Source organism: Serratia sp. 25CWL12 (genome assembly GCF_055790885.1).
Window position 1 is genome coordinate 1,012,332 of the sequence record NZ_CM147698.1, and the last position, 19,622, is coordinate 1,031,953.

The window sequence follows — 19,622 nt, forward strand, 5'->3', positions numbered from 1 at the left end:
ATTACAAAGCGTGACAATTTACGGCAAGTCACACACAACGAAACCCGCTACTTGGCGGTTTTTCACTGCGTGTTATGATGTTACCAAGGGGGTAATCATTATGGCTAAAGACGGTAAACTTAATGCGCAGATGGAGCGGTTTTGTCAGGAGCATATCAGGAACCCAGATAACCAAACGGCAGCCGCAAAAGCTGCCGGGTACAAGAATCCTGCGGTGTCTGCATCACGACTAATGAAAGACCCTGACATTCAGGCGCGGATAGCTGAACTGATGCAGCACCGCAACAAGCGAACCAGGATCGGCGCTGACTACGTGCTGAAGCGATTGATTGAAATTGATGAGCTGGACCTTGCAGACATCATGAATGATGACATGACGCTCAAGCCGCTTAGCGAGTGGCCTAAGCCGTGGCGTCAGTTTCTGTCAGGGGTGAAGGTTGCCGAGCTATTTGATGGGCAGGGCAATGACAAGAAGATGATTGGCGTGCTGAAGTCGATCAAGTGGCCGGACAAAGTTAAGAACCTGGAGTTGATCGGCAAGCATGTGGACGTTAACGCATTCAAGGAAATTCATGAACATAACGTTAACGTGACCCTGGCTGACCGAATGGCCAAGGCCCGCAACCGTGCGCTGGAGAAAACAACCAAGTGAACGATGACAGCGAACAGCTTGAGCAACAACTGATCGATGATATAGCCAGCTTTACCCACGATCCACACGGTTACGCACTCTATGCATTCCCTTGGGGTGAAGAGGGAACCGAGCTGCACGATTCACCAGGCCCGCGAGTATGGCAGGGTGATGCTTTCGATGAAATAGGCGAACACTTACAAAACCCGGAAACAAGGCACCAACCGCTACTCATCTGTCGCGCATCTGGGCATGGGATCGGCAAGTCTGCTTTTATCTCTATGTTGGTGAAGTGGGGTATGGACACCTGCGAAGATTGCAAAGTGGTGGTGACAGCAAACACAGAGAACCAGTTACGCACCAAGACGTGGCCTGAGATCGCAAAGTGGCAGCGCCTATCAATCACTAGCGACTGGTTCAACTGCACAGCCACCGCTATCTATGCCAATGATCCGGCGCATGCAAAATCGTGGCGGGCTGACGCCGTTCCGTGGTCTGAGAACAACACCGAGGCATTCGCCGGGCTGCACAACAAGGGAAAACGCATCATCCTGGTATTCGATGAGGCATCCAACATTGCCGATCTGGTTTGGGAGGTTGCTGAGGGGGCGCTGACCGACGAAGGGACAGAAATTATCTGGGTAGCGTTCGGTAACCCGACGCGCAATATGGGCCGGTTTCGAGAATGCTTCCGCAAGTATCGCCATCGCTGGAAGGGTAAGCAGATCGACAGCCGCACCGTTGAGGGTACGAACAAAGAGCAGATCGCCAAGTGGGAGCAGGACAACGGCGCGGATAGCGACTTCTTCAAGGTGCGGGTGCGCGGTATCTTCCCTGATGCATCTGAGACCCAGTTTATCCCAACCGGCTTGACTGATGAGGCGCTGGCCAGGGTAGTAACTCAGCGTGATGTTGCCCACGCTCCGACCATTATCGGCGTAGACCCCGCCTATTCTGGCGCTGACGATGCAGTGATCTACATGCGCAAGGGGCTACATGCAAAACTGCTTTGGCGTGGCAGCAAGACTACCGATGATTTGATCATGGCAAAACGCATTGCTGATTACGAGGATGAACACCAGGCTGACGCTGTAAATATCGATTTTGGCTACGGAACAGGGATTCACTCCATCGGCACCGGCTGGGGGAGATCGTGGACGCTAGTCCCGTTCGGTGGTGCATCCAGTGATCCGCAAATGCTGAACAAGCGCGGCGAGATGTACAACAGCGCCAAGACATGGATGAAACTAGGCGGCGCATTGGATGAGCGGGAAACGGCAGAGGACTTATCTGCGGTGGAATACAAGGTGAGGGTAGACGGCAAGATCGTGCTGGAGCCAAAGGAGCAAGTTAAAGAACGTTTAGGCCGGTCGCCCGGTTGCGGTGATTCCTTTGTCTTGACCTTTGCTTACCCGGTAGTTAAAAAGCGGCATGCGCTACCTGGTGATAAGCGTGGCGGGGCGGTAACTGAATATGATCCGTATGCGTAAAAAAATGCCCTCACAAGGAGGGCGAAATCGTACACACAGGTAATGGTCATGGCTAAAACGGGAAGAGCACTGGCGTTAAGGTTCGCCTTTGCTTATCTGCAAATCGGGCCGTGGCTATATTGCAGTACCAATAATCTTACCGTTTAACCATCGAGAGCACCGGTACCAGTTTTTAGACTTAGCAAGGTTTAAGGGATGGCCCGGCTTGTTGCTCTCAATGATTACCGTAAAGGTAATTTATAGTTATGTTAATGTCAACAAATAGGAATATAAATTACTATATGGTTTAATTGGTAATCATTTTGAGGATTATCCGTATGTGCATGAGTTCACCAAAAGCCCCACCAGCTCCCACAGTGCAGGCCGCGCCACAGCAACAAGATGCGTCCATTGTTGATGCTGCAGACAAAGAGAAATCACGTCGCCGCGCTGCTGGTGGCCAGCAATCAACAATCCTAACCGGCGCGCAGGGCGTAACAGGCCAGGCGACAACTACCGGCAAAACGCTATTAGGCGGCTAAGATGGCAGTGAAGGAATCCCGCAAGCAGTTTTTAATGAGTCAGCTATCACAGCTGGAAACTGCCCGTAGTTCTTATGATCCGCACTGGAAGGAGCTATGTGATTTCATCCTGCCAACAAGTGGGAGATTCCTTACGTCTGAAGTCGCCAAGAACAAGCGCAACACCAAGATTGTCGATCCCACTGGCGGCTTAGCATCGCGCACCCTGGAATCAGGAATGCTTTCCGGTATCACTTCACCCACTCGCCCGTGGTTCTCACTGAGCACACCCAACAAACAACTGATGGACAGTTGGCCAGTCAAGATGTGGCTGACTCAAGTTGTCAGCTTGATGAACGATGTGATGAACAAATCTAACTGGTATCAGTCGCTGACAGTTCTTTATCGCAATCTCGGAACATTTGCCACGGGTGCCATCTCCATTCTGGAAGACGATGAAGACGTGATCCGCACGCACGTTTTCCCGATCGGCAGTTACTACGTATCGAATAGTGATCGCCTCCAGGTTGACACCGTATTCCGCAAGTTTTCCATGACATGCCGCCAGCTAGTTACTCAATTCGGAATTGATAGCGTGAGCGATGCGGTTAAGTCGGCGTGGGAAAGCGGCAGCTATGAGCAGTATTTCGAAGTAGTTCATGCAGTAATGCCAAACGCCAATCGCGACACCGGAAAACTTGACTCGAAAAACAAGCGCTTCAGCTCTATTTACTTCGAGACTGGCGGTGATGGCGATAAACTTTTGCGTGAATCTGGCTTTGATGAGATGCCGATCTTGGTACCGCGCTGGGATATCAACGGAGAGGATGCTTACGGCTCATCTTGCCCAGGAATATTGGCTCTGGGCGGTATCAAAGCGCTACAACTCCAGCAAAAACGCAAAGACCAGGCCATCGATAAGTTGGTTAATCCGCCAATGATGGCCCCTTCATCACTGCGCAATGAGCGCCTTTCCCTGCTTCCCGGTGATGTTTCCTATTACAGCGGGGCAGGCGATCAGAGTGGGTTTAAGCCCATCTATGAAATCAACCCGCACATTAACGAGCTGCTGGCCAGCATTCAAGATGTCCGCCAACTGACCAATGAATGCTATTTCGTTCCTCTGTTTAACATGTTCAGCCAGATCAACACCCGCAGCATGCCGACTGAAGCCGTTACTGAAATGCGTGACGAAAAAATGCTTCAGCTTGGGCCGGTGCTTGAGCGCCTGAATGATGAGTTTCTTGACCCCGCCATTGATAGAATTTTCAACATCATGCTGCGTCGCGGCATGTTGCCACCACCACCCGAGGAGCTTCAGGGGCAGCCGTTGCGAGTTGAGTACACCAGCGTGATGGCGCAGGCGCAGAAAGCTGTTGGCATTGGCTCCATTGAGCGGTTTATCGGTTTCGTCGGGAATATGTCTCAACTGTTCCCATCAGCCAGAGACAAGGTTGATGTTGACAACACCATTGATGAGTACGGCGACATGCTCGGTGTACCAGCGACGATCACCAAGTCAGATGAGCAGGTGCAGGCAGATCGAGAAGCACAGGCGCAGCAGATGCAGGCGCAGCAGACGTTAGAGATGGGCGCACAAAGTGCAGACATTGCTAAGACGCTAAGCCAGGCCAACACCAGTGATCCCAACGCACTGGCCAAGATTGCACAGGGTATGCAGCAATGATGACGCAACAGCAGTTACAGCAGCGCCACGCTGAAGATGTCAAGCAAGTGATGAGCACTGAACCTGGCCGCCGCTTTGTCTGGGGGCTTTTGCTGAATGCTGGCGTGTTTCAAACATCATTCAGCAGCGATACCAATACAACTATGTTCCGCGAGGGTAACCGTAACGCGGGGTTAGCTTTATTTAATGACGTGTTCGGCCTTTGCCCGGACTTGTACCTGAAAATGGCCGCTGAGGCTGAAGCAGACAAAGTAAACACAGCCGGTGGCGCAATTGCCGAAGAAGAGGAAAACCAACAATGAACCTATTTGAGCGCTTGCTGATGCGTCGCCTGATGAGTGAAGCCAGTACTGATGGTGGTGAAGGGGGTGCACCGCCAGCGGGTACAACCACAGAGCCAAGCCAATCAGCCCAAGAGCCTACTGGTGATAACAAGCCACCCGCAGAGGCTGATAAACCAGCGGCCACCGATCCCGCGTCTGATGCAGAAAAGGACAAGGATAAGCCAAAGGATACTGAGAAGGAGAAGGAGGCAGAGAAGAAGGACGACAAGCCTGCCGTGCCTGAAAAGTATGAGTTCAAAGCGCCGGAAGGCGTTGAGCAACTGGACGCAGCAGCGCTGGCAGTATTTGAGCCTATCGCTAAAGAGCTGGGGCTATCACAAGAACAGGCTCAGAAGCTGGTCGATATCTATCCGCAGATTCAGCAGCAACAGGCGGAGGCATGGAGCAAGCAAGTTTCTGACTGGGGTGAGCAAGTCAAGACGGATAAGGAAATCGGCGGCGACAAGCTAACGGCCAGTGTTGGCCAGGCACAAAAGGCACTGGATCAGTTCGGAACTAAAGAGTTGCGAGAATACCTTGAGGTGAGCGGCCTAGGCAATCACCCCGAGCTTGTCCGGGCGTTCTCAAAAATCGGCAAGGCCATGTCTGAGGATTCGATGGTATTGCCAAATAATGGCGGTCAGCTTAGCGCGGCCGATGTCCTTTATGGAAACAAGTGAGGTAAATAACTATGGCTGTTAAAGGCTTAAATGCGCTGACGCTGGCTGACTGGGCGAAGCGCGTAGATCCCAATGGTAAGGTAGACAAGATTGTGGAGCTGCTCGCGCAGACCAACCCGATCTTGACTGACATGCTTTATGTTGAAGGCAACCTGCCAACTGGTCACAAGACCACGGTACGCACTGGCCTGCCAGCGGCTACCTGGCGTTTGCTGAACTACGGTGTACAAAGCAGCAAGTCAACCACTGCGCAGGTTACTGATGCTATCGGCATGCTGGAAGCTTATGCGGAAGTCGATAAGTCACTGGCAGATCTGAACGGTAACACCAGTGAGTTCCGTCTGTCTGAAGATCGTGCATTTCTCGAAGCTATGAACCAGCAGATGGCTGAAACCCTGTTCTATGGCAACACCACGATTAATCCTCAGCGCTTTATGGGGTTATCATCCCGCTACAACGACCTGAGCGCAGGCAACAAGCAGAACATTATCGATGCTGGCGGTACCGGCACAGATAACAGCTCTATCTGGCTGGTGTGCTGGGGTGAGAACACCGTGCACGGCATCTTCCCTAAGGGTCAGAAAGCAGGACTGAATCATCAGGACTTGGGTGAGCAGACACTGTTTGATTCTGCAGGTGGGAAATATCAAGGATACCGCACTCACTATAAGTGGGATAACGGCCTGAGCCTGCGAGATTGGCGCTATGTTGTCCGTATCGCGAACATCGACATCAGTAACCTGGTCACTGACACCACGCCAGCGGATATCTGCAAGTTGATGATTCGCGCCATGCACCGCATCCCTAACCTAGGGATGGGTCGCCCGGTTTTCTACATGAACCGCACGCTGAATGAATTCCTCGATCTGCAATCGCTGGAAAAAACCTCTCTGGGTATTTCCGTGAAAGAGACTGAGGGTATTTGGTGGAATACTTTCCGTAACATTCCTATCCGTCAGTGCGATGCGTTGCTGGAAACTGAAAGCCGCGTTGTTTAACTCATGATCTGATAGGTCGTTTCGGCGGCCTTTCTGATTGCTAAATGGAGAGATGAAATGATCCTCGACAAATTAACACTATTCTCCGAAGCGCAAGCGGTTACGACCACAGCGCCTTCAACTGATGTTCTCGATCTGGGGCCAATTAAAGGCACCGTTCGTGATATCGGCGTTGGTTACCCGATTGAGTTCTTTGTTCAGGTGTCCACCACCGCGACCGCAGGCGGTGCAGGAACTGTCAACTTCCAGTTGCAGACCAGCACTGACAACGTGACCTACACAACCATTTTTGACAGTGGCGCGGTAGCTATCGCAGCGCTGACCGCAGGCAGACGCCCGGTAGATGCTAAGGTGCCTGGTGGAGTCAGGCGCTACCTACGCGTTAACTATACCGTGAGCTCTGGGCCGCTGACTGCTGGCGCATTTACATCCGGACTATTGTTGAATTTGGATGACAATTATCCATACCCATCTGGCTTCACCGTGTCTTAAGGGGAATCTATGCCGCGTTATTCGGTTCTACGTAAGTCGTACATCAACGGCGAGCTGCTTGAAGAGGGCGCAGAAGTTGATTACTCCGGCGAGGCTGGCAGTGCGCTGAAACTCATCTCTGATGGCGGGGATAATCAAAATACTGATGGTTCCGGCAATGATGGCGGTGATTCTGCTGATCTGGAAACTTTGCGCCAGCAGTATGAAGAGCTGTTCGGCGAGAAGCCGCACTTCAACACTGGTGCAGCTAAGTTGCAGACTGCTATCGATGATAAGCGCAAAGAGTTAGGCATCTAATCACCGTTTAATCACCGAGGGGCTTCGGCCCCTTTCTTCTCTGGGGGTCATATGGATCTCGTAAATTTAAAGACTGGCACTGATAAATACCAAGATGAAGATGGCAAGACTGTTGAGAGAGATAACTTCCCGTGGGGGTTGCGTGTATCTCTGAACAACGAAACCATGAAAAAACTTGGTATGTCATTGCCGCAGGTTGGCAGTGAGATGATGTTTGCTGGGAAAGTGCGCGTACTCTCTACCAGTTCACACAATGATGGTGATGAAACCTGCAATAACGTTGAGTTGCAGATTACTGACCTTGGGCTAATGGATTCAGACAGTGAACCTAAGAAGTCGGCTGCGTCAACCCTCTACGGTGGTGATGACTAATGGCTTCCGTTATCCAGATCTGCAATGTGGCATTGGGCCGCCTGGGTAACAGCCGGGTGATCGCCAGCTTGAATGAGAAGAGCAAGGAGGCGGCAGCGTGCAATCTGTTCTATGAAGATTGCCGAGATGCAGTGCTGGCTGACTTCCCGTGGCAATTTGCAACAAAGCGCGTGGCACTCGCTGAGATGGATATCACTCAGCCAGACTGGCTGTTCAGTTATCGCTATCCAACTGACTGCATGCGACTGATAGAAGTTTATCCACCAGATGGTAGCCGTTTCACGACGCCGGAGTTTCGCACGCCATTCGAAACCGCATCCCAGGAAGATGGCACTGGTCGCCTTATTCTTACTAACCTGCCAAACGCATGGATCCGCTATGTATCGCGTATCACTGATCCGAACATGTTCGGGCCTGAATTCCGCGATGCACTGAGTTGGCGGCTAGCTTCCGAGATAAACATGCAGGTAACAGGCGACGCTAGCATGGGCAACCAGGCAATGCAGAAGTATCAGCTAACGATTTCATCAGCATCAGCGTTAAGTATGAGCGAGACTCAAGAGCCTGTTGCGCCGTGGTCTGATATCACAGAAGCGAGGCTATCATGACAACCAGCCTGATTCAGCCATCCTTTGCCGGTGGAGAAATATCACCCAGCCTGTACGGGCGTGTTGATTTGGAGAAGTACCAAACTTCTTTGCGCCGGTGCAGAAACTTCATTGTTCGCCAGTATGGTGGGATTGAAAACCGTCCCGGCACTCGCTTTGTTGCTGAAGCGAAATATGCTGATCGCAAGTGCAGGCTAATCCCGTTCCAATTTAATACCGAGCAAACGTATGTACTTGAGGTTGGCGATTACTATTTCCGTGTTTACATGGATGGTGCCCAGGTTATCTATGGATCCGGGCCAAGCGCAGGCCAGCCGGTTGATGTGGCCACGCCGTGGGCGGTGGCAGATATTGCGTTGCTGAAGTACACACAATCTGCTGACGTCATGACTTTGTGCCACCCAGACTATCAGCCGTTAGAGATCCAGCGCTACGCGCACGACGACTGGCGCACAGCGGAGGTGGTAACAAAAGGCGGGCCGTTTGAATCAGTGAACATTGATGAAGCAGTTACGGTTTATGCCAACGCGACTACAGGAGCCGTAACGCTGACCGCCAGTGCATCAATATTCAAGTCATGGCACATCGGCAAGCTGTTTTATGTCGAGCAAAAGAACGTTGACAATACGCCAAAGTGGGAAACCGGAAAGCCCATCGGCATTAATGAAAATTGCAGGTACGGCTTTAACTTTTACCGCTGTATTGATACTGGACAAGAGGGTAAGACCGGATCTGTTGCACCTAGCCACACACAGGGCGCGCAGTGGGACGGGTGGGGCTATGCAGCTGAGAATGGCGTGCAATGGCAATATCTACACAGTGGATCAGGCATCTTGCGAATTAACAGCGTTTCTCCTGACGGACTAACTGCCAATGCCACTGTAATCACCGAGTCTGACGGTGTTCAGGAGTTGCCTGGGAATATGGTTGGTGCTGGCAATGCTACTTATAAATGGGCGCACTACGCCTGGAATTCGCAAGTGGGTTACCCCGGCACAGTTGTTTACTATCAGCAGCGCCTTATTTTTGCGGGATCACGCAACCAACCACAGACAGTATGGGCAAGCCGAAGCGGGGGGTATAAAGACTTCGGGACATCAGCGCCAACCGTCGATGATGATGCAATCACGTACACTTATGCTGGTCGCCAGCTTAATCAAATCCGTCACATGATTGATGTTGGCTCCCTAGTGGCGCTAACCAGCGGTGGTGAGTACAAAGTTAATGGCAACCAGCAGGGGACGCTAACGCCAAGCGCCTTCCAGTTCTCCAGTCAGGGACAGAATGGGGCCAGCCATGTACAGCCTATTGCGGTCAGCAACGTCGCGCTATTCATTCAGCAAAAAGGGGGGGCTGTGCGCGATCTGGCATACTCGTTTGATGTTGATGGATTTCAGGGTTCTGACCTGACCATTCTTGCTGATCACATGTTCGTTGGCCATCAGATTGTTGATTGGGACTTCTCCATTACCCCGATGTCTATCGTGTGGGCGGTACGTGAAGATGGCGTTTTGCTTGGTCTAACATATATGCGTGAGCAGCAGGTTATTGCCTGGCACTCTCACCAGGGTGCTGGACAGTTCGAGTCTGTATGTAGCATTGGTGAGAGCACCGAAGATGCTACCTATTTTGTTGTTAGTCGCACTATCAACGGCCAGCAAAAACGCTACATTGAACGCCTGCAATCCCGGTTCTATACCAATATCGATGATGCTTTCTTTGTTGATTGCGGCCTGACGTATGACGGTCGCAACACTGACCCCGGTAAAACCATGACGCTAACCGGTGGAGTTGGTGATTGGCCGTATGATGAAGAGATGGTGCTGACCGTATCAGGATCATCCTATTTTGTTCCTGGTGATGTGGGTAGTGAAATCCATATGCCCTACACCGAGGACGGAGAAAGCAAGGTGCTGAAGTCGCTGATCCGGTCGCTAAATAGCGGCAATCAGGCAGTGGTTACCAGTAACCGCAACATCCCTGTTCAGTTCCGTGGTGTATCGGTCAGCAATTGGGGTATGGCACGCATAACATTCACCGGGATTAATCATCTTGAAGGGCAGATAGTCAGCATACTTTCTGATGCCAACGTTGAGCCACAAAAGACCGTCAGTGCAGGCAGTATCACGCTGGAGAAACACGGCGTGGTAGTTCATGCAGGCTTGCCGATCAAGGCAGTAATGGAAACCCTCGACGTTAATCTTAATGGCAATGAGACGCTGTTGGACAAGAAAAAGCTGTTCACCAAAGCGTCGGTGCTGGTCAATGCATCTCGAGGTGTATTTGCTGCAACCCCGGGTTGTGAATTCTATGAGTATGCACAGCGTAATGATGAGTTCTACGACGAGCCGGTAGATAACGCCACGGGTACCATTGAAATGCTGTTGGATGCCAATTGGGGCAAGAATGGACGGGTAATCATCCAGCAAGAGGATCCGCTACCCATGACAATTCTGGCTGTTATCCCACGTGTAACTGTGGGGGGAAACTGATGCGTAAGGTGCAAATCGTCGAGGCCACCACAGAGCATGTGGAGGCATTACTACCACTGGTCCGTCAGGCTGATATTGATGAGTTCTCAGCGATGAGCGGCAAGACTCCGGCTGATGTACTGGCGGTTGCCCTGCGCTCCTCCGCTCTGTGCTATGCGGGCATGGTAGATGATCAGGTTGTAACGATCTTCGGCGTGGCTCCGCGCTCCATTATTACTGGCTCCGGCGTGCCGTGGCTTGTCAGTTCTGATCTGGTAGAGAAATACCAAACCACATTCTTACGCCGCAGCAGACCGCTGCTACGTGCATTTCTTGAACAATACCCAGTGCTTGAAAACTACGTTGATGCACGCAACACCGCCGCTATTTGCTGGCTCCGCTGGATGGGTTTCACTCTCTATGATGCAGAGCCTGCCGGGTGTTTAGGGCTTCCTTTCCACAGATTTGAAATGAGACGAGGTAACCATGTGTGAACCCACAACCATTGCAGTAGGTGCCTCGTTGGCGCTCAGTGCGTTGAGCGCATACAGCCAAGTTCAGCAAGGTAAGGCCGCGCAAAACGTAGCAAATGCCAATGCCGACGCGCAACAGGTTGCTGCCCGTGACGCAATCAACACGGGTAATGCTCAGGCCGATATGCAGCGCCAGCAGACCAAGCAGCTTCAGGGCGCACAGGCAGCCGCATTCGGTGCTGGTGGCACGGACATGACCAGCGGCAGTGCGCTCAACATCTTTGCAGATACAGCCAGCAACGGCGCGATGGACTCGATGACCACGATCAATAACGCGGTCAACCGTGGCAGTGGCCTTAGCTTCCAAGCTGATGTAAGTCGCACGCAGGGAAACATCGATCGCAAAGCCGCTAACATGGGTGCTGGCATGACAATCCTTAACGCTCCGCTGCAGGCGTTCGGTGCCTATAAAACCTTTGGCGGTGGATCCTCATTGTTTAGTTCTGGCGCAAAAGCGACGGGCGGCGCTTCATCGGCCAACATGTTTGACGGTATGAAGAAAAGTAACTCGTCATTTATCGGCGGCAGCAGCTTCAAGAATTTCACATTTTAAGGGGGAGTCATGCCAATAGTACCAATTTCACAGCGCCAGACAGCACCAGAGATGGCCCCCATCAACAACGTTAATCTGCGCCTGCCACAGCAGGGGGTTGGTGAACAGCTGGCCCAGGTTGGCGGCGGCTATATGCAGGCGTTTGGTCAGGAGAAGCAGAAGCAAGATCTGGCAGACATGCAAGACATGATCAATCAGTTCTCTGTGTTCGCTGACGATCTTTACAACAATCCACAGAATGGATTGGTAACCCTGCAAGGTAAAAGCGCCATTGGACAAGGAGAGTATCGCGCAGGGCAAATTTCTGCCAAGGCTACGGAGATGCGCGATTCTCTACCTGAATATATGCGCCCTATGTTCGATCAGCAGATCCAGCCGCTTGGTCGCAGTTATGGCAATAAATTCCGGCAGTATGACATTGGACAGAAGCAGCAGTATGAGGCCCAGGTATATGCATCTGGTAACGAGTTGGCAGAGGTTCAGGCGCGTGGGTTGTGGAATGATCCCGTAGCTTTTGGCGAGGTGATGAAATCACGATTTGACGCCACTGATATGTACGCTGATGCATACGGAATGCCAGATGAATGGAGAGTCGCACAGAAGGTAAAAACCAAAGAGAGGGCGGCGAGCTCGGCTCTTGATACTTGGATTGCTAATGACCCACTCGGTTACATCAGCAGGAACGGTGAACTTTCAGATATTGGCGGCGTCTCTCGCACATCAGTGCCTGATAATGCTTCATCATCGACACGTGGTATTAACAATAATAATCCCGGTAACATAGAGTTTAGCGACAAAAACCCCTGGGAGGGACAGACCGGAAGCGATGGCCGCTTTGCAAAGTTTGCCGCGCCTGAACACGGCATCCGGGCGTTGGGAAAAAACCTACTGTCATATAATAGGCTTCATGGGCTGGATACCGTTGGGGAGATAATAACCCGATGGGCACCACCAAAAGAGAAGGGGAACGACACTGCCGCTTACATCAAGGCGATTTGCGCCAGGCTCGGCGTTGGCGCGAATGACCAGATCGACGTAACCAATCCGCTCACGCTGGCCGAGCTATGTGCCGGGATAATTCGTCAAGAGAACGGCAAAGATAGTGCCAGTGCCATCAGCCCCGATCAAATTAACACTGGTGTCAGCGCTGCGTTGGGGATTGCTGCCCTTGAAACACCCAAGCGCTACAATGGTAATACCGTTTACGACGCAGCAAGCCCGCAGGATCAGGCGCGCGCTAATCGGCATGCAATGCAAATACTAAACCAGCAGAGAGCGCAACAGTCAGATGCGCTAAATCAGCAGGTTAAAAACATCTATGCGGCAACTGATGATGGAAAGCAGCCTGACTACGTACCAAGTCAGCAAGCATTTATTCAGACAGCAAAAAATCCAACTATTGGATTGCGCCAATGGCAGGACATGCAAGACCAGCTAAGTTATGGTGGGAAAATTGCAGCAGCTAAAGATATGACTCCTGGTGCTCGTGAAGAGCTACTTCAGCAGTCTAAGCCGATTGATCCAAACGCTCCTAACTTTGCGGCACAGCAGCAGCGATGGGAAAAGATGCAGGCGAAATTTAAGCAGCTCGATGCCGAATGGGAAAAGAGCCAGGGGAGCGCTCGATTCTCTTCGTCATTGCAAAATAATTTCCCCCTGGACCCTAATGACAAAAATAATCAGGCAGCAGCCGATCACTACTTTGATCAGAAGGTTGCCCCCAGTTTCAATATCAACAACTCCGACAGCTTGAACCAGGTTGCAGAGATAACAACCAAATCTGGCATGCTTCCGACGCAGATCAAGACGATGCTCACCGCTGGGGCAACATCGCGCGATCCTGCTGTCGTTGTTCCTATGGCCAAGATGTACGGACAGATTTTTGACAACAATCCGGCAGCGGCGACAGGCGTTGATAAAGGAGCAATGGCGTTTTACTCGAAGGTTTATGCTTATGACCGCGCTGGCGTACCGGCAGAAAAAGCGGTCGATATGGCCTACAACCAAGTTTATCAGCAGGACGACCGCTTGAAGCAAATGATAAGCCAGCAGGTGCGGGACAAAGATTACATCAAGGACAGAGCCAAGGCAGCACAGGACAATATCAATAGCCTGTCGCCATCATGGACAAGCTTCGGCGCGCCAAGTATTACTGCGGCTGGCCAGGAAAATCAGCTTTACCAGCGCGATTATCAGACCATCTACGATGCTAACTTTGCTCAGACTGGCGGCGATGCAGAGCAGGCGAAGGCCATGACCAATGCGATGATTAAAAAAGTTTGGGCTGTCTCGACCATCAACGGCAAAGAAGAGGTTATGAAGTACGCTCCTGAAGCTGTTTATGGTGTGACTAATGGATCAGGAAACTGGATCCAGGGGCAGTGGCAGGCCGAGAAAGATCGCCTGCGTGGCAAGGCATTTGGTGGCGCTCGTGATGATACGGATTTGGTATTGGTGCCTGATGCTGTAACACCGCGCGATCAGAGTTACAGCGTTATGCTTCGGCAAAAGAATACGGAAGGTTATGACGATGTTCGCCCTTATTACGGTGAAAATGGAATGCCTCTTCGATTTAAGCCTGAGCAGAAAACATCGCCTATGTACAAACAAATGATAATTCTGCAACAGCAAGGAATTAGCGAAGCAAGAGCCGAAAGGCTCAGCGTGCCAACAACGGAATTCAATGATTATAGGAATAGCCGCCAGCTTCACGACGCTGCACAGAATAATGCGCCTATAGCAAGTATGCCGAGCAACATTAAAGCAGGAGGTCAGTAATGCCAACATATGAGATGAAACCTGATGATCTGCTGTCTGCTGATGTACAGAGTATTCCTCAACCTGATGACAGCGCGGCATATATGGAATCACCTTCCGTGCTGTCTGCCTTAAACCCCTTCACTGATGATCAGCGAATTCAGCGTTCCCGGCAGGCTGCTTTTCGCCTGGATAACTCCATGGGGAGTTTTATCGCTACGGCGCCATTTAGCCAATTCGATAAAGTCGACGGGTATAACCCTTTCGACAATGATGCAACTGAGCTGAAAGGATATGAGGATTACGCAGATTCATTCATCGATTCAGGATCCCCAGAAGAGACGCGAGCAATCCAACAGAGGATTGATCAGCAAAGAACCGATCGACAATACCAGTCTGAGCTTGGGTGGGCAGGAACGGTGTCTAGTATTGGGATGGGGTTGATTGATCCTATCAACCTGGCGTCGATGTTTGTCCCTGCCGGTGCCGTAGTGCGTGGCGGTGAGGTTGCGGCTACTGCTGGTAGGTTTGCCCTAGCCAATGCCGTCGGCGGTATCGCGTCAGAGGTGGCTTTGCAGGCTACCCAGGAAACAAGAACAGCAGGTGAGAGTATGGCAAACGTTGCTATTGATGCCATGGTTGGCGGGATACTGGGCGCTGGCGCGCAGTTACTTGCAGGTTCCGGTCAGCGCACCGCTGTATCTCAAGCGGTTGCCAGTAATCTCCGTGGCAATGATTCTCCGCAAAGCATCGGCGCAGCACAAGTTTTCAATACCACTCTTGATCAGGAGCAACTTGCTGGGGTTGGGTTAATCAATAAAACTCTGAGTGTTAACCCCGGAGGCCGCCTGGCTCAGTCACCATCTCGGGCTTCTCGATCCATTAACCAGCAGCTTGCAGAGAACAACTATTACTTTGCCAAGAACGATGAAGGACTAGCCACATTTACCGCGGCAGAAACTAAGATCAAGCAATATGATGCCATGCTGTACAAGCAGATGGAGTCAACCAAGGACGCCTATCAGGCGTACAGCAAAAACATCCGCGCGGCCGGCGGCAAGCGAATGAACTTTGTTGATTTCAACGAGGCGGTTGGCATGGCGATGCGCCGCGGCGATCAGAGTGATATTCCTGAAGTAGCACAGGCTGCCGCTCAGATTCGGCCAATGTTCGAAGCAACAAAGGTTCGCATGCAGGAACTTGGCATTTTGCCTGAGGATGTCGACGTCTCAACGGCGCAAAGCTACCTGCCTCGCATTTATAAGTTCGACAAAATTCTCTCTGATCGCACTGAGTTCCGAGGGCGCATTGCTAACTGGGTTCAGGGTATCAGTGCAAAAGGTGCTGATGTGGCCAGCGCTCGCATTGAGAAGATTGATTCGGGCCTATCTGCTGCGGCAGAGGCCAAACCGCGCGCAAAAGCATTGGCTGACGAAATTACCGCAGCAGAGTCATGGTCTGGCCGTAAAACTGAACTTATGGACGAGGTTGGCAACAGGACGAAACTGATCGGCCAGGAGCAGGACTTAACAGCCAGGCTGGAGAAGCAACAGGCGCAACTGGCCACAGCCAAAAATCAGAAGCTGATTACCCGGCTTAACAAAGAGGTTTCTGACTTGCGCACCAAGCTGGATGACGTTGCCAGGGCAAAGGAGGAACTTCCAACGTTGCAGCGCCATCTTGAATTGCTGGATAACCCACGCAAGCACCGCTCAGAGCTGCGCAAGCTGCAGAAGAAGGCCAACTCCACGATCAGACTGAATGCAAGCCGTGAGCGCGCACTGAAGGCAATGGAGCCGCTTTCACGGGAGGAAGCCGAGGGTGCCGCAGATGAGATCGTCAACAAGATTATTGGCGCTCCTTCTGGCCTAGTTCCCGCTCAGCTGCTGCCTGAAAAAATAATCGGCCGCGCTGGCTTCACGAAGAGTCGAAGCCTGCTCATCCCAGACGAACGGATTGAGGACTTTTTGGAGTCTGATATCAACCACGTCATGGAAAGCTATCTGCGCCAGGTTGGCCCGGAAATCGAACTAACCGCGCAATTCGGCAGCAAGGATATGGGCGAGCAGATCCGACAGGTATCGGAGGAATACACCCAACTGATCAAAGATGCCAAGACGCCGAAGGAGCGTGCGAAGCTGGAGAAGCAACGTGAAGCTGACCTTCGCGACATTGAGGCAATGCGAGACAGGTTGATCGGTACGTATGGTGCGCCAAAGGACCCGCGAAGCTTCTTTGTTCGTGCCGGCCGTGTCGCGCGAAACGTCAACTTTCTGCGCCTGCTTGGTGGTATGACAATATCGGCCGCCACCGATTTGATGCGTCCTGTCATGCAGCACGGTTTAAGCAAATCACTTCGCCCTATGGGCGCCATGCTACGAAATATGGCCGCGGTGAAAGTGGCAACCAAAGACCTGCGGGAAATGGCTGTCGGTCTTGATTATGTGTTGTCTACCCGAACGAAGGCCATTGCTGATCTCACTGACCCATACAGCCGGCGCTCTGCTTTTGAGCGTGGACTTAACTGGGGTACGCAGAAATTTGGTAACTGGACGCTGATGAACCAATGGAACAGCGCATTGAAGTCATGGTCTGGCCTTATCGTTCAATCCCGTATCCTGGACAATGCGCAACTGTTGGCAGCGGGAAAGGAAGTACCCCAGAAAGAGGTCAGAAAGCTGGCGCAAATCGGTATCGACCAGAGCATGCTGCGCCGTATAGGTGAGCAATTCACGAAGCATGGTGAAGATATGGACGGGCTTTTGACTGGCCATAGTCACCTGTGGGATGATCGCGCAGTGCGTGAGGCTTTCCAATCTGCCGTATTGAAAGACGTTGACTCTACCGTTGTCACGCCAGGTGTTGGCGATACGCCGTTGATGATGAGCAATGAAGTAGGCAAGATGATCCTGCAGTTCAAGACGTTCATCTTTGCGCAGCATAACCGTGTGATCGTTTCTGGTATTCAACAGGGTGATGCATCGTTCTACCTTGGAGCCATGGGGACTATCGCGCTCGGCGCAATGGTCTACGTTATGAAGCAAAAGCTCAGCGGCCGTGATATCGACTACAGCCCTAACAACCTGGTGAAGGAGGGTATAGACCGCGCCGGCATGATCGGCTGGTTGTCGGAACCACTGAATGCCGTGGAGAATATCAGTGGCGGCCGGTTCGGCCTTGGCGCCATGTTTGGCGCGCCGCCGGTATCCCGCTTCCAGAGTCGCAATGCAATCGGCGCTCTTTTGGGGCCAACCTTCGATATGGCCGGTGACGGAGCTGTGATCGCCAATGGTGTGCTCAACGGAGAATTTGACGACAAGCAGACACATGCGGTCAGGAAGTTGCTACCATATCAGAATCTTTTTTACATCGCCCCGCTACTAAATCGGGTTGAGGAACAATTAAAATAATAAGGATGGTGAAAATGAAAACTAAAATAATTGCTTTTTTATCTATTTTTATCTCATTTGGTGTTATGGCAGATCAGTGCAACAAAGACAATTTTGATAAGTGTAAAACATGTGATCAGCTTTCAAAGGCTATAGATCTAAAGAATCCCGATCATGGTGATTATTACAGAGGTGCCCTATGGAATGGCTTGTATGCTTCATATGTTAGGAATTGCCAGGCAGTGGCCGAAAAGTTGTTAGACGGCGGGGCAACGCCATCTCTTGGTGGGTATCTAGGATCTATGGGGGCGGTGATAACGGGAAAGTGGCCTCATAATAACGAGTTGATAAATATTCAATGGGCTGAGTTGCTGATTAAACACGGTTTTGGAGTCAGTAATTATACCGGAGAATACAGGTCAGCTACAGAGGTATGGGCTGAAGATGAAAGCAGTATAGAGTACAAATCAGTTTGGGATAAACTGATATCTTCCAGCGAAAGAAAACCTTTAGAACCAGAAAGGAACATAGAGTGGTGTGCCTCTGATGGTTATAAGTCAGTTGTTTATTATTCTCTGAAATCTTGCACTGACAAAGCGATAACTCGCTTAGACGATGGGATTTCTCCTGCCTCAGAAATATCATCTGTAGCTATAAACTCATGTCAAGATGAAGTGAAGAAGTTTATTTCAGGCGTTGCCTGTAGGTTAGCGATGGAGCATCATTCTGATTTAGATAAAAAGAAAGCATATAATTTCATATATAATGATAATAAAGCTAATAGCGATGTTATCAGCAGGCTAAAAGAAAGGACAATGGAGGATGTTCTGGAATATAGGACTGTAATTAAGAATAAAAAATAATCTACACTAACCACTCCCCCGATCAACACCTAGCAAAAAGCCCGCTGCGCGGGCTTGGTTATGTTTATTGGTAGCTTATCGAAGAAGGCTTTTTTTGGATAGTGAATTGAAAACGTTCATGATAATAGCCTCTTCCTGATCAGACCCTGCATCTTCTGATTTTGGCAGAGGTATCTTTGATATGATCGCCAGCCTGTGCTGATGATGCTCTGGGTCTCCCCAAAGCCATATCTCTTCTCTGCCAACGTCATCTTCTTCTTTAATCTGACGCAGTTCACCAGACATTACATCGTAGGCATATACGTAACATTTGTACGCCAATGCGTCATACATGCGAGATTGCCAGAATGACATACCGTCATGCGTCTGGTTCATATCAGACACAATCACATCGTATCGCTCAAGCAGATATCCGAAAAACACTTGGCCTGCAAGATCATGCAGAATAGAGCGGTGCTCTCTTTTCAGAGTGCGCCATACCAATATCTGACTTACTGGCCTGCATTTCAATACAGTATCTGGTTGGATAACAACGCGATTGTAGTAAGCAACCTCTCTTGAGACGTCATTCACCAACGCCAATTCAAAGTGTGGCTGTGTAATCTTGCCTGCCAGGCGATCATCAATCCTGACTATACGGTAACCAGGGGCAAGCGTTAGCCCCGCAATCTGGCTAACGATATCATCCCCGTGTGCTACCGCTGAATAAAGCTCGCTGTTATCTTGGCTTTCATTTAGATGAGCGAAAACCTCATTAACTTTTGCGGCATCTACCAGCTTCTGTGGCATGTGCACCTCATGAGTATAGGGAAACCTTACAGCAACAAATCACCTTTAGGGTAACTTGTTTGTTTAGTATATACGCAACGAACCATGACATGCACCACTTATTCACAAAGTTAGTCATGAGGACAGGGTATAGCACCAGCATGATCCACATACGGTTTAGATTGACCTTTTCCATTAAAAAAGTTACCT

Annotated in this window: 18 protein-coding genes; 17 read left to right on the forward strand and 1 reads right to left on the reverse strand. The window is 50.9% G+C overall.

What is annotated here, in order from left to right; translation table 11 throughout:
- The first annotated feature begins 100 nt into the window (after positions 1-100).
- From ACX9GV_RS04470 to ACX9GV_RS04550, 17 genes are all read left to right on the forward strand, one after another.
- Entirely contained in the window at positions 101-652 is a 552-nt protein-coding gene (locus tag ACX9GV_RS04470; RefSeq protein WP_473197191.1) for a terminase small subunit, read from the forward strand.
- Complete coding sequence (locus ACX9GV_RS04475) at positions 649-2,121, forward strand: terminase (protein WP_473197192.1); 1,473 nt, start codon at positions 649-651, stop codon at positions 2,119-2,121. The genes ACX9GV_RS04470 and ACX9GV_RS04475 overlap by 4 nt, the downstream gene beginning before the upstream one ends.
- Positions 2,122-2,438: 317 nt before the next feature.
- The gene (locus ACX9GV_RS04480) at positions 2,439-2,642 is read left to right on the forward strand and encodes a hypothetical protein (protein WP_473197193.1); all 204 of its coding nucleotides are present in this window, start codon (positions 2,439-2,441) and stop codon (positions 2,640-2,642) included.
- Positions 2,643-2,649: 7 nt separating this feature from the next.
- A complete protein-coding gene (locus ACX9GV_RS04485) occupies positions 2,650-4,308 on the forward strand; it encodes a portal protein (protein ID WP_473197977.1) in 1,659 nt (552 codons plus the stop codon).
- Positions 4,305-4,610, forward strand: coding sequence for a Bbp19 family protein (locus ACX9GV_RS04490; RefSeq protein ID WP_473197194.1), 306 nt, complete (start codon positions 4,305-4,307; stop codon positions 4,608-4,610). The genes ACX9GV_RS04485 and ACX9GV_RS04490 overlap by 4 nt, the downstream gene beginning before the upstream one ends.
- Positions 4,607-5,311, forward strand: coding sequence for a peptidase (locus ACX9GV_RS04495; protein ID WP_473197195.1), 705 nt, complete (start codon positions 4,607-4,609; stop codon positions 5,309-5,311). The genes ACX9GV_RS04490 and ACX9GV_RS04495 overlap by 4 nt, the downstream gene beginning before the upstream one ends.
- Before the next feature lie 11 nt (positions 5,312-5,322).
- A complete protein-coding gene (locus ACX9GV_RS04500; RefSeq protein WP_473197196.1) occupies positions 5,323-6,309 on the forward strand; it encodes a major capsid protein in 987 nt (328 codons plus the stop codon).
- 57 nt (positions 6,310-6,366) lie between these two features.
- A complete protein-coding gene (locus tag ACX9GV_RS04505; RefSeq protein WP_473197197.1) occupies positions 6,367-6,801 on the forward strand; it encodes a Bbp16 family capsid cement protein in 435 nt (144 codons plus the stop codon).
- A 9-nt stretch (positions 6,802-6,810) separates the two neighbouring features.
- Entirely contained in the window at positions 6,811-7,098 is a 288-nt protein-coding gene (locus ACX9GV_RS04510) for a hypothetical protein (protein WP_473197198.1), read from the forward strand.
- A 51-nt stretch (positions 7,099-7,149) separates the two neighbouring features.
- Positions 7,150-7,470: a capsid staple protein gene (gp10, locus tag ACX9GV_RS04515; protein ID WP_473197199.1), complete on the forward strand. Its 321-nt coding sequence runs from the start codon at positions 7,150-7,152 to the stop codon at positions 7,468-7,470.
- The gene (locus tag ACX9GV_RS04520; RefSeq protein WP_473197200.1) at positions 7,470-8,078 is read left to right on the forward strand and encodes a phage connector family protein; all 609 of its coding nucleotides are present in this window, start codon (positions 7,470-7,472) and stop codon (positions 8,076-8,078) included. The genes gp10 and ACX9GV_RS04520 overlap by 1 nt, the downstream gene beginning before the upstream one ends.
- On the forward strand, positions 8,075-10,570 hold the full coding sequence (locus tag ACX9GV_RS04525; RefSeq protein ID WP_473197201.1) for a phage tail protein: 2,496 nt from the start codon (positions 8,075-8,077) through the stop codon (positions 10,568-10,570). Before ACX9GV_RS04520 ends, ACX9GV_RS04525 begins: the two co-directional genes overlap by 4 nt.
- Entirely contained in the window at positions 10,570-11,043 is a 474-nt protein-coding gene (locus ACX9GV_RS04530) for a hypothetical protein (protein ID WP_473197202.1), read from the forward strand. Before ACX9GV_RS04525 ends, ACX9GV_RS04530 begins: the two co-directional genes overlap by 1 nt.
- Complete coding sequence (locus ACX9GV_RS04535; protein WP_473197203.1) at positions 11,036-11,635, forward strand: hypothetical protein; 600 nt, start codon at positions 11,036-11,038, stop codon at positions 11,633-11,635. The genes ACX9GV_RS04530 and ACX9GV_RS04535 overlap by 8 nt, the downstream gene beginning before the upstream one ends.
- A 9-nt stretch (positions 11,636-11,644) precedes the next feature.
- Positions 11,645-14,413, forward strand: coding sequence for a hypothetical protein (locus ACX9GV_RS04540; protein WP_473197204.1), 2,769 nt, complete (start codon positions 11,645-11,647; stop codon positions 14,411-14,413).
- Entirely contained in the window at positions 14,413-17,802 is a 3,390-nt protein-coding gene (locus ACX9GV_RS04545; protein ID WP_473197205.1) for a hypothetical protein, read from the forward strand. The genes ACX9GV_RS04540 and ACX9GV_RS04545 overlap by 1 nt, the downstream gene beginning before the upstream one ends.
- Before the next feature lie 14 nt (positions 17,803-17,816).
- Complete coding sequence (locus ACX9GV_RS04550; RefSeq protein ID WP_473197206.1) at positions 17,817-18,644, forward strand: hypothetical protein; 828 nt, start codon at positions 17,817-17,819, stop codon at positions 18,642-18,644.
- A gap of 75 nt (positions 18,645-18,719) precedes the next feature.
- On the opposite strand, the gene ACX9GV_RS04555 is transcribed toward ACX9GV_RS04550, so the two are convergent.
- On the reverse strand, positions 18,720-19,433 hold the full coding sequence (locus ACX9GV_RS04555; RefSeq protein WP_473197207.1) for a hypothetical protein: 714 nt from the start codon (positions 19,431-19,433) through the stop codon (positions 18,720-18,722).
- Positions 19,434-19,622: the final 189 nt, after the last annotated feature.

Excerpts from the sequence above, each read along its gene's own strand:
- ACX9GV_RS04535 (WP_473197203.1), top strand. The coding sequence starts at position 11,036 with ATGTGTGAACCCACAACCATTGCAGTAGGTGCCTCGTTGGCGCTCAGT.
- ACX9GV_RS04495 (WP_473197195.1), top strand. The coding sequence starts at position 4,607 with ATGAACCTATTTGAGCGCTTGCTGATGCGTCGCCTGATGAGTGAAGCC.
- ACX9GV_RS04550 (WP_473197206.1), top strand. The coding sequence starts at position 17,817 with ATGAAAACTAAAATAATTGCTTTTTTATCTATTTTTATCTCATTTGGT.
- ACX9GV_RS04500 (WP_473197196.1), top strand. The coding sequence starts at position 5,323 with ATGGCTGTTAAAGGCTTAAATGCGCTGACGCTGGCTGACTGGGCGAAG.
- ACX9GV_RS04505 (WP_473197197.1), top strand. The coding sequence starts at position 6,367 with ATGATCCTCGACAAATTAACACTATTCTCCGAAGCGCAAGCGGTTACG.
- ACX9GV_RS04530 (WP_473197202.1), top strand. The coding sequence starts at position 10,570 with ATGCGTAAGGTGCAAATCGTCGAGGCCACCACAGAGCATGTGGAGGCA.
- ACX9GV_RS04480 (WP_473197193.1), top strand. The coding sequence starts at position 2,439 with ATGTGCATGAGTTCACCAAAAGCCCCACCAGCTCCCACAGTGCAGGCC.
- ACX9GV_RS04540 (WP_473197204.1), top strand. The coding sequence starts at position 11,645 with ATGCCAATAGTACCAATTTCACAGCGCCAGACAGCACCAGAGATGGCC.
- ACX9GV_RS04545 (WP_473197205.1), top strand. The coding sequence starts at position 14,413 with ATGCCAACATATGAGATGAAACCTGATGATCTGCTGTCTGCTGATGTA.
- gp10 (WP_473197199.1), top strand. The coding sequence starts at position 7,150 with ATGGATCTCGTAAATTTAAAGACTGGCACTGATAAATACCAAGATGAA.
- ACX9GV_RS04490 (WP_473197194.1), top strand. The coding sequence starts at position 4,305 with ATGATGACGCAACAGCAGTTACAGCAGCGCCACGCTGAAGATGTCAAG.
- ACX9GV_RS04525 (WP_473197201.1), top strand. The coding sequence starts at position 8,075 with ATGACAACCAGCCTGATTCAGCCATCCTTTGCCGGTGGAGAAATATCA.
- ACX9GV_RS04470 (WP_473197191.1), top strand. The coding sequence starts at position 101 with ATGGCTAAAGACGGTAAACTTAATGCGCAGATGGAGCGGTTTTGTCAG.
- ACX9GV_RS04520 (WP_473197200.1), top strand. The coding sequence starts at position 7,470 with ATGGCTTCCGTTATCCAGATCTGCAATGTGGCATTGGGCCGCCTGGGT.
- ACX9GV_RS04555 (WP_473197207.1), bottom strand. The coding sequence starts at position 19,433 with ATGCCACAGAAGCTGGTAGATGCCGCAAAAGTTAATGAGGTTTTCGCT.
- ACX9GV_RS04510 (WP_473197198.1), top strand. The coding sequence starts at position 6,811 with ATGCCGCGTTATTCGGTTCTACGTAAGTCGTACATCAACGGCGAGCTG.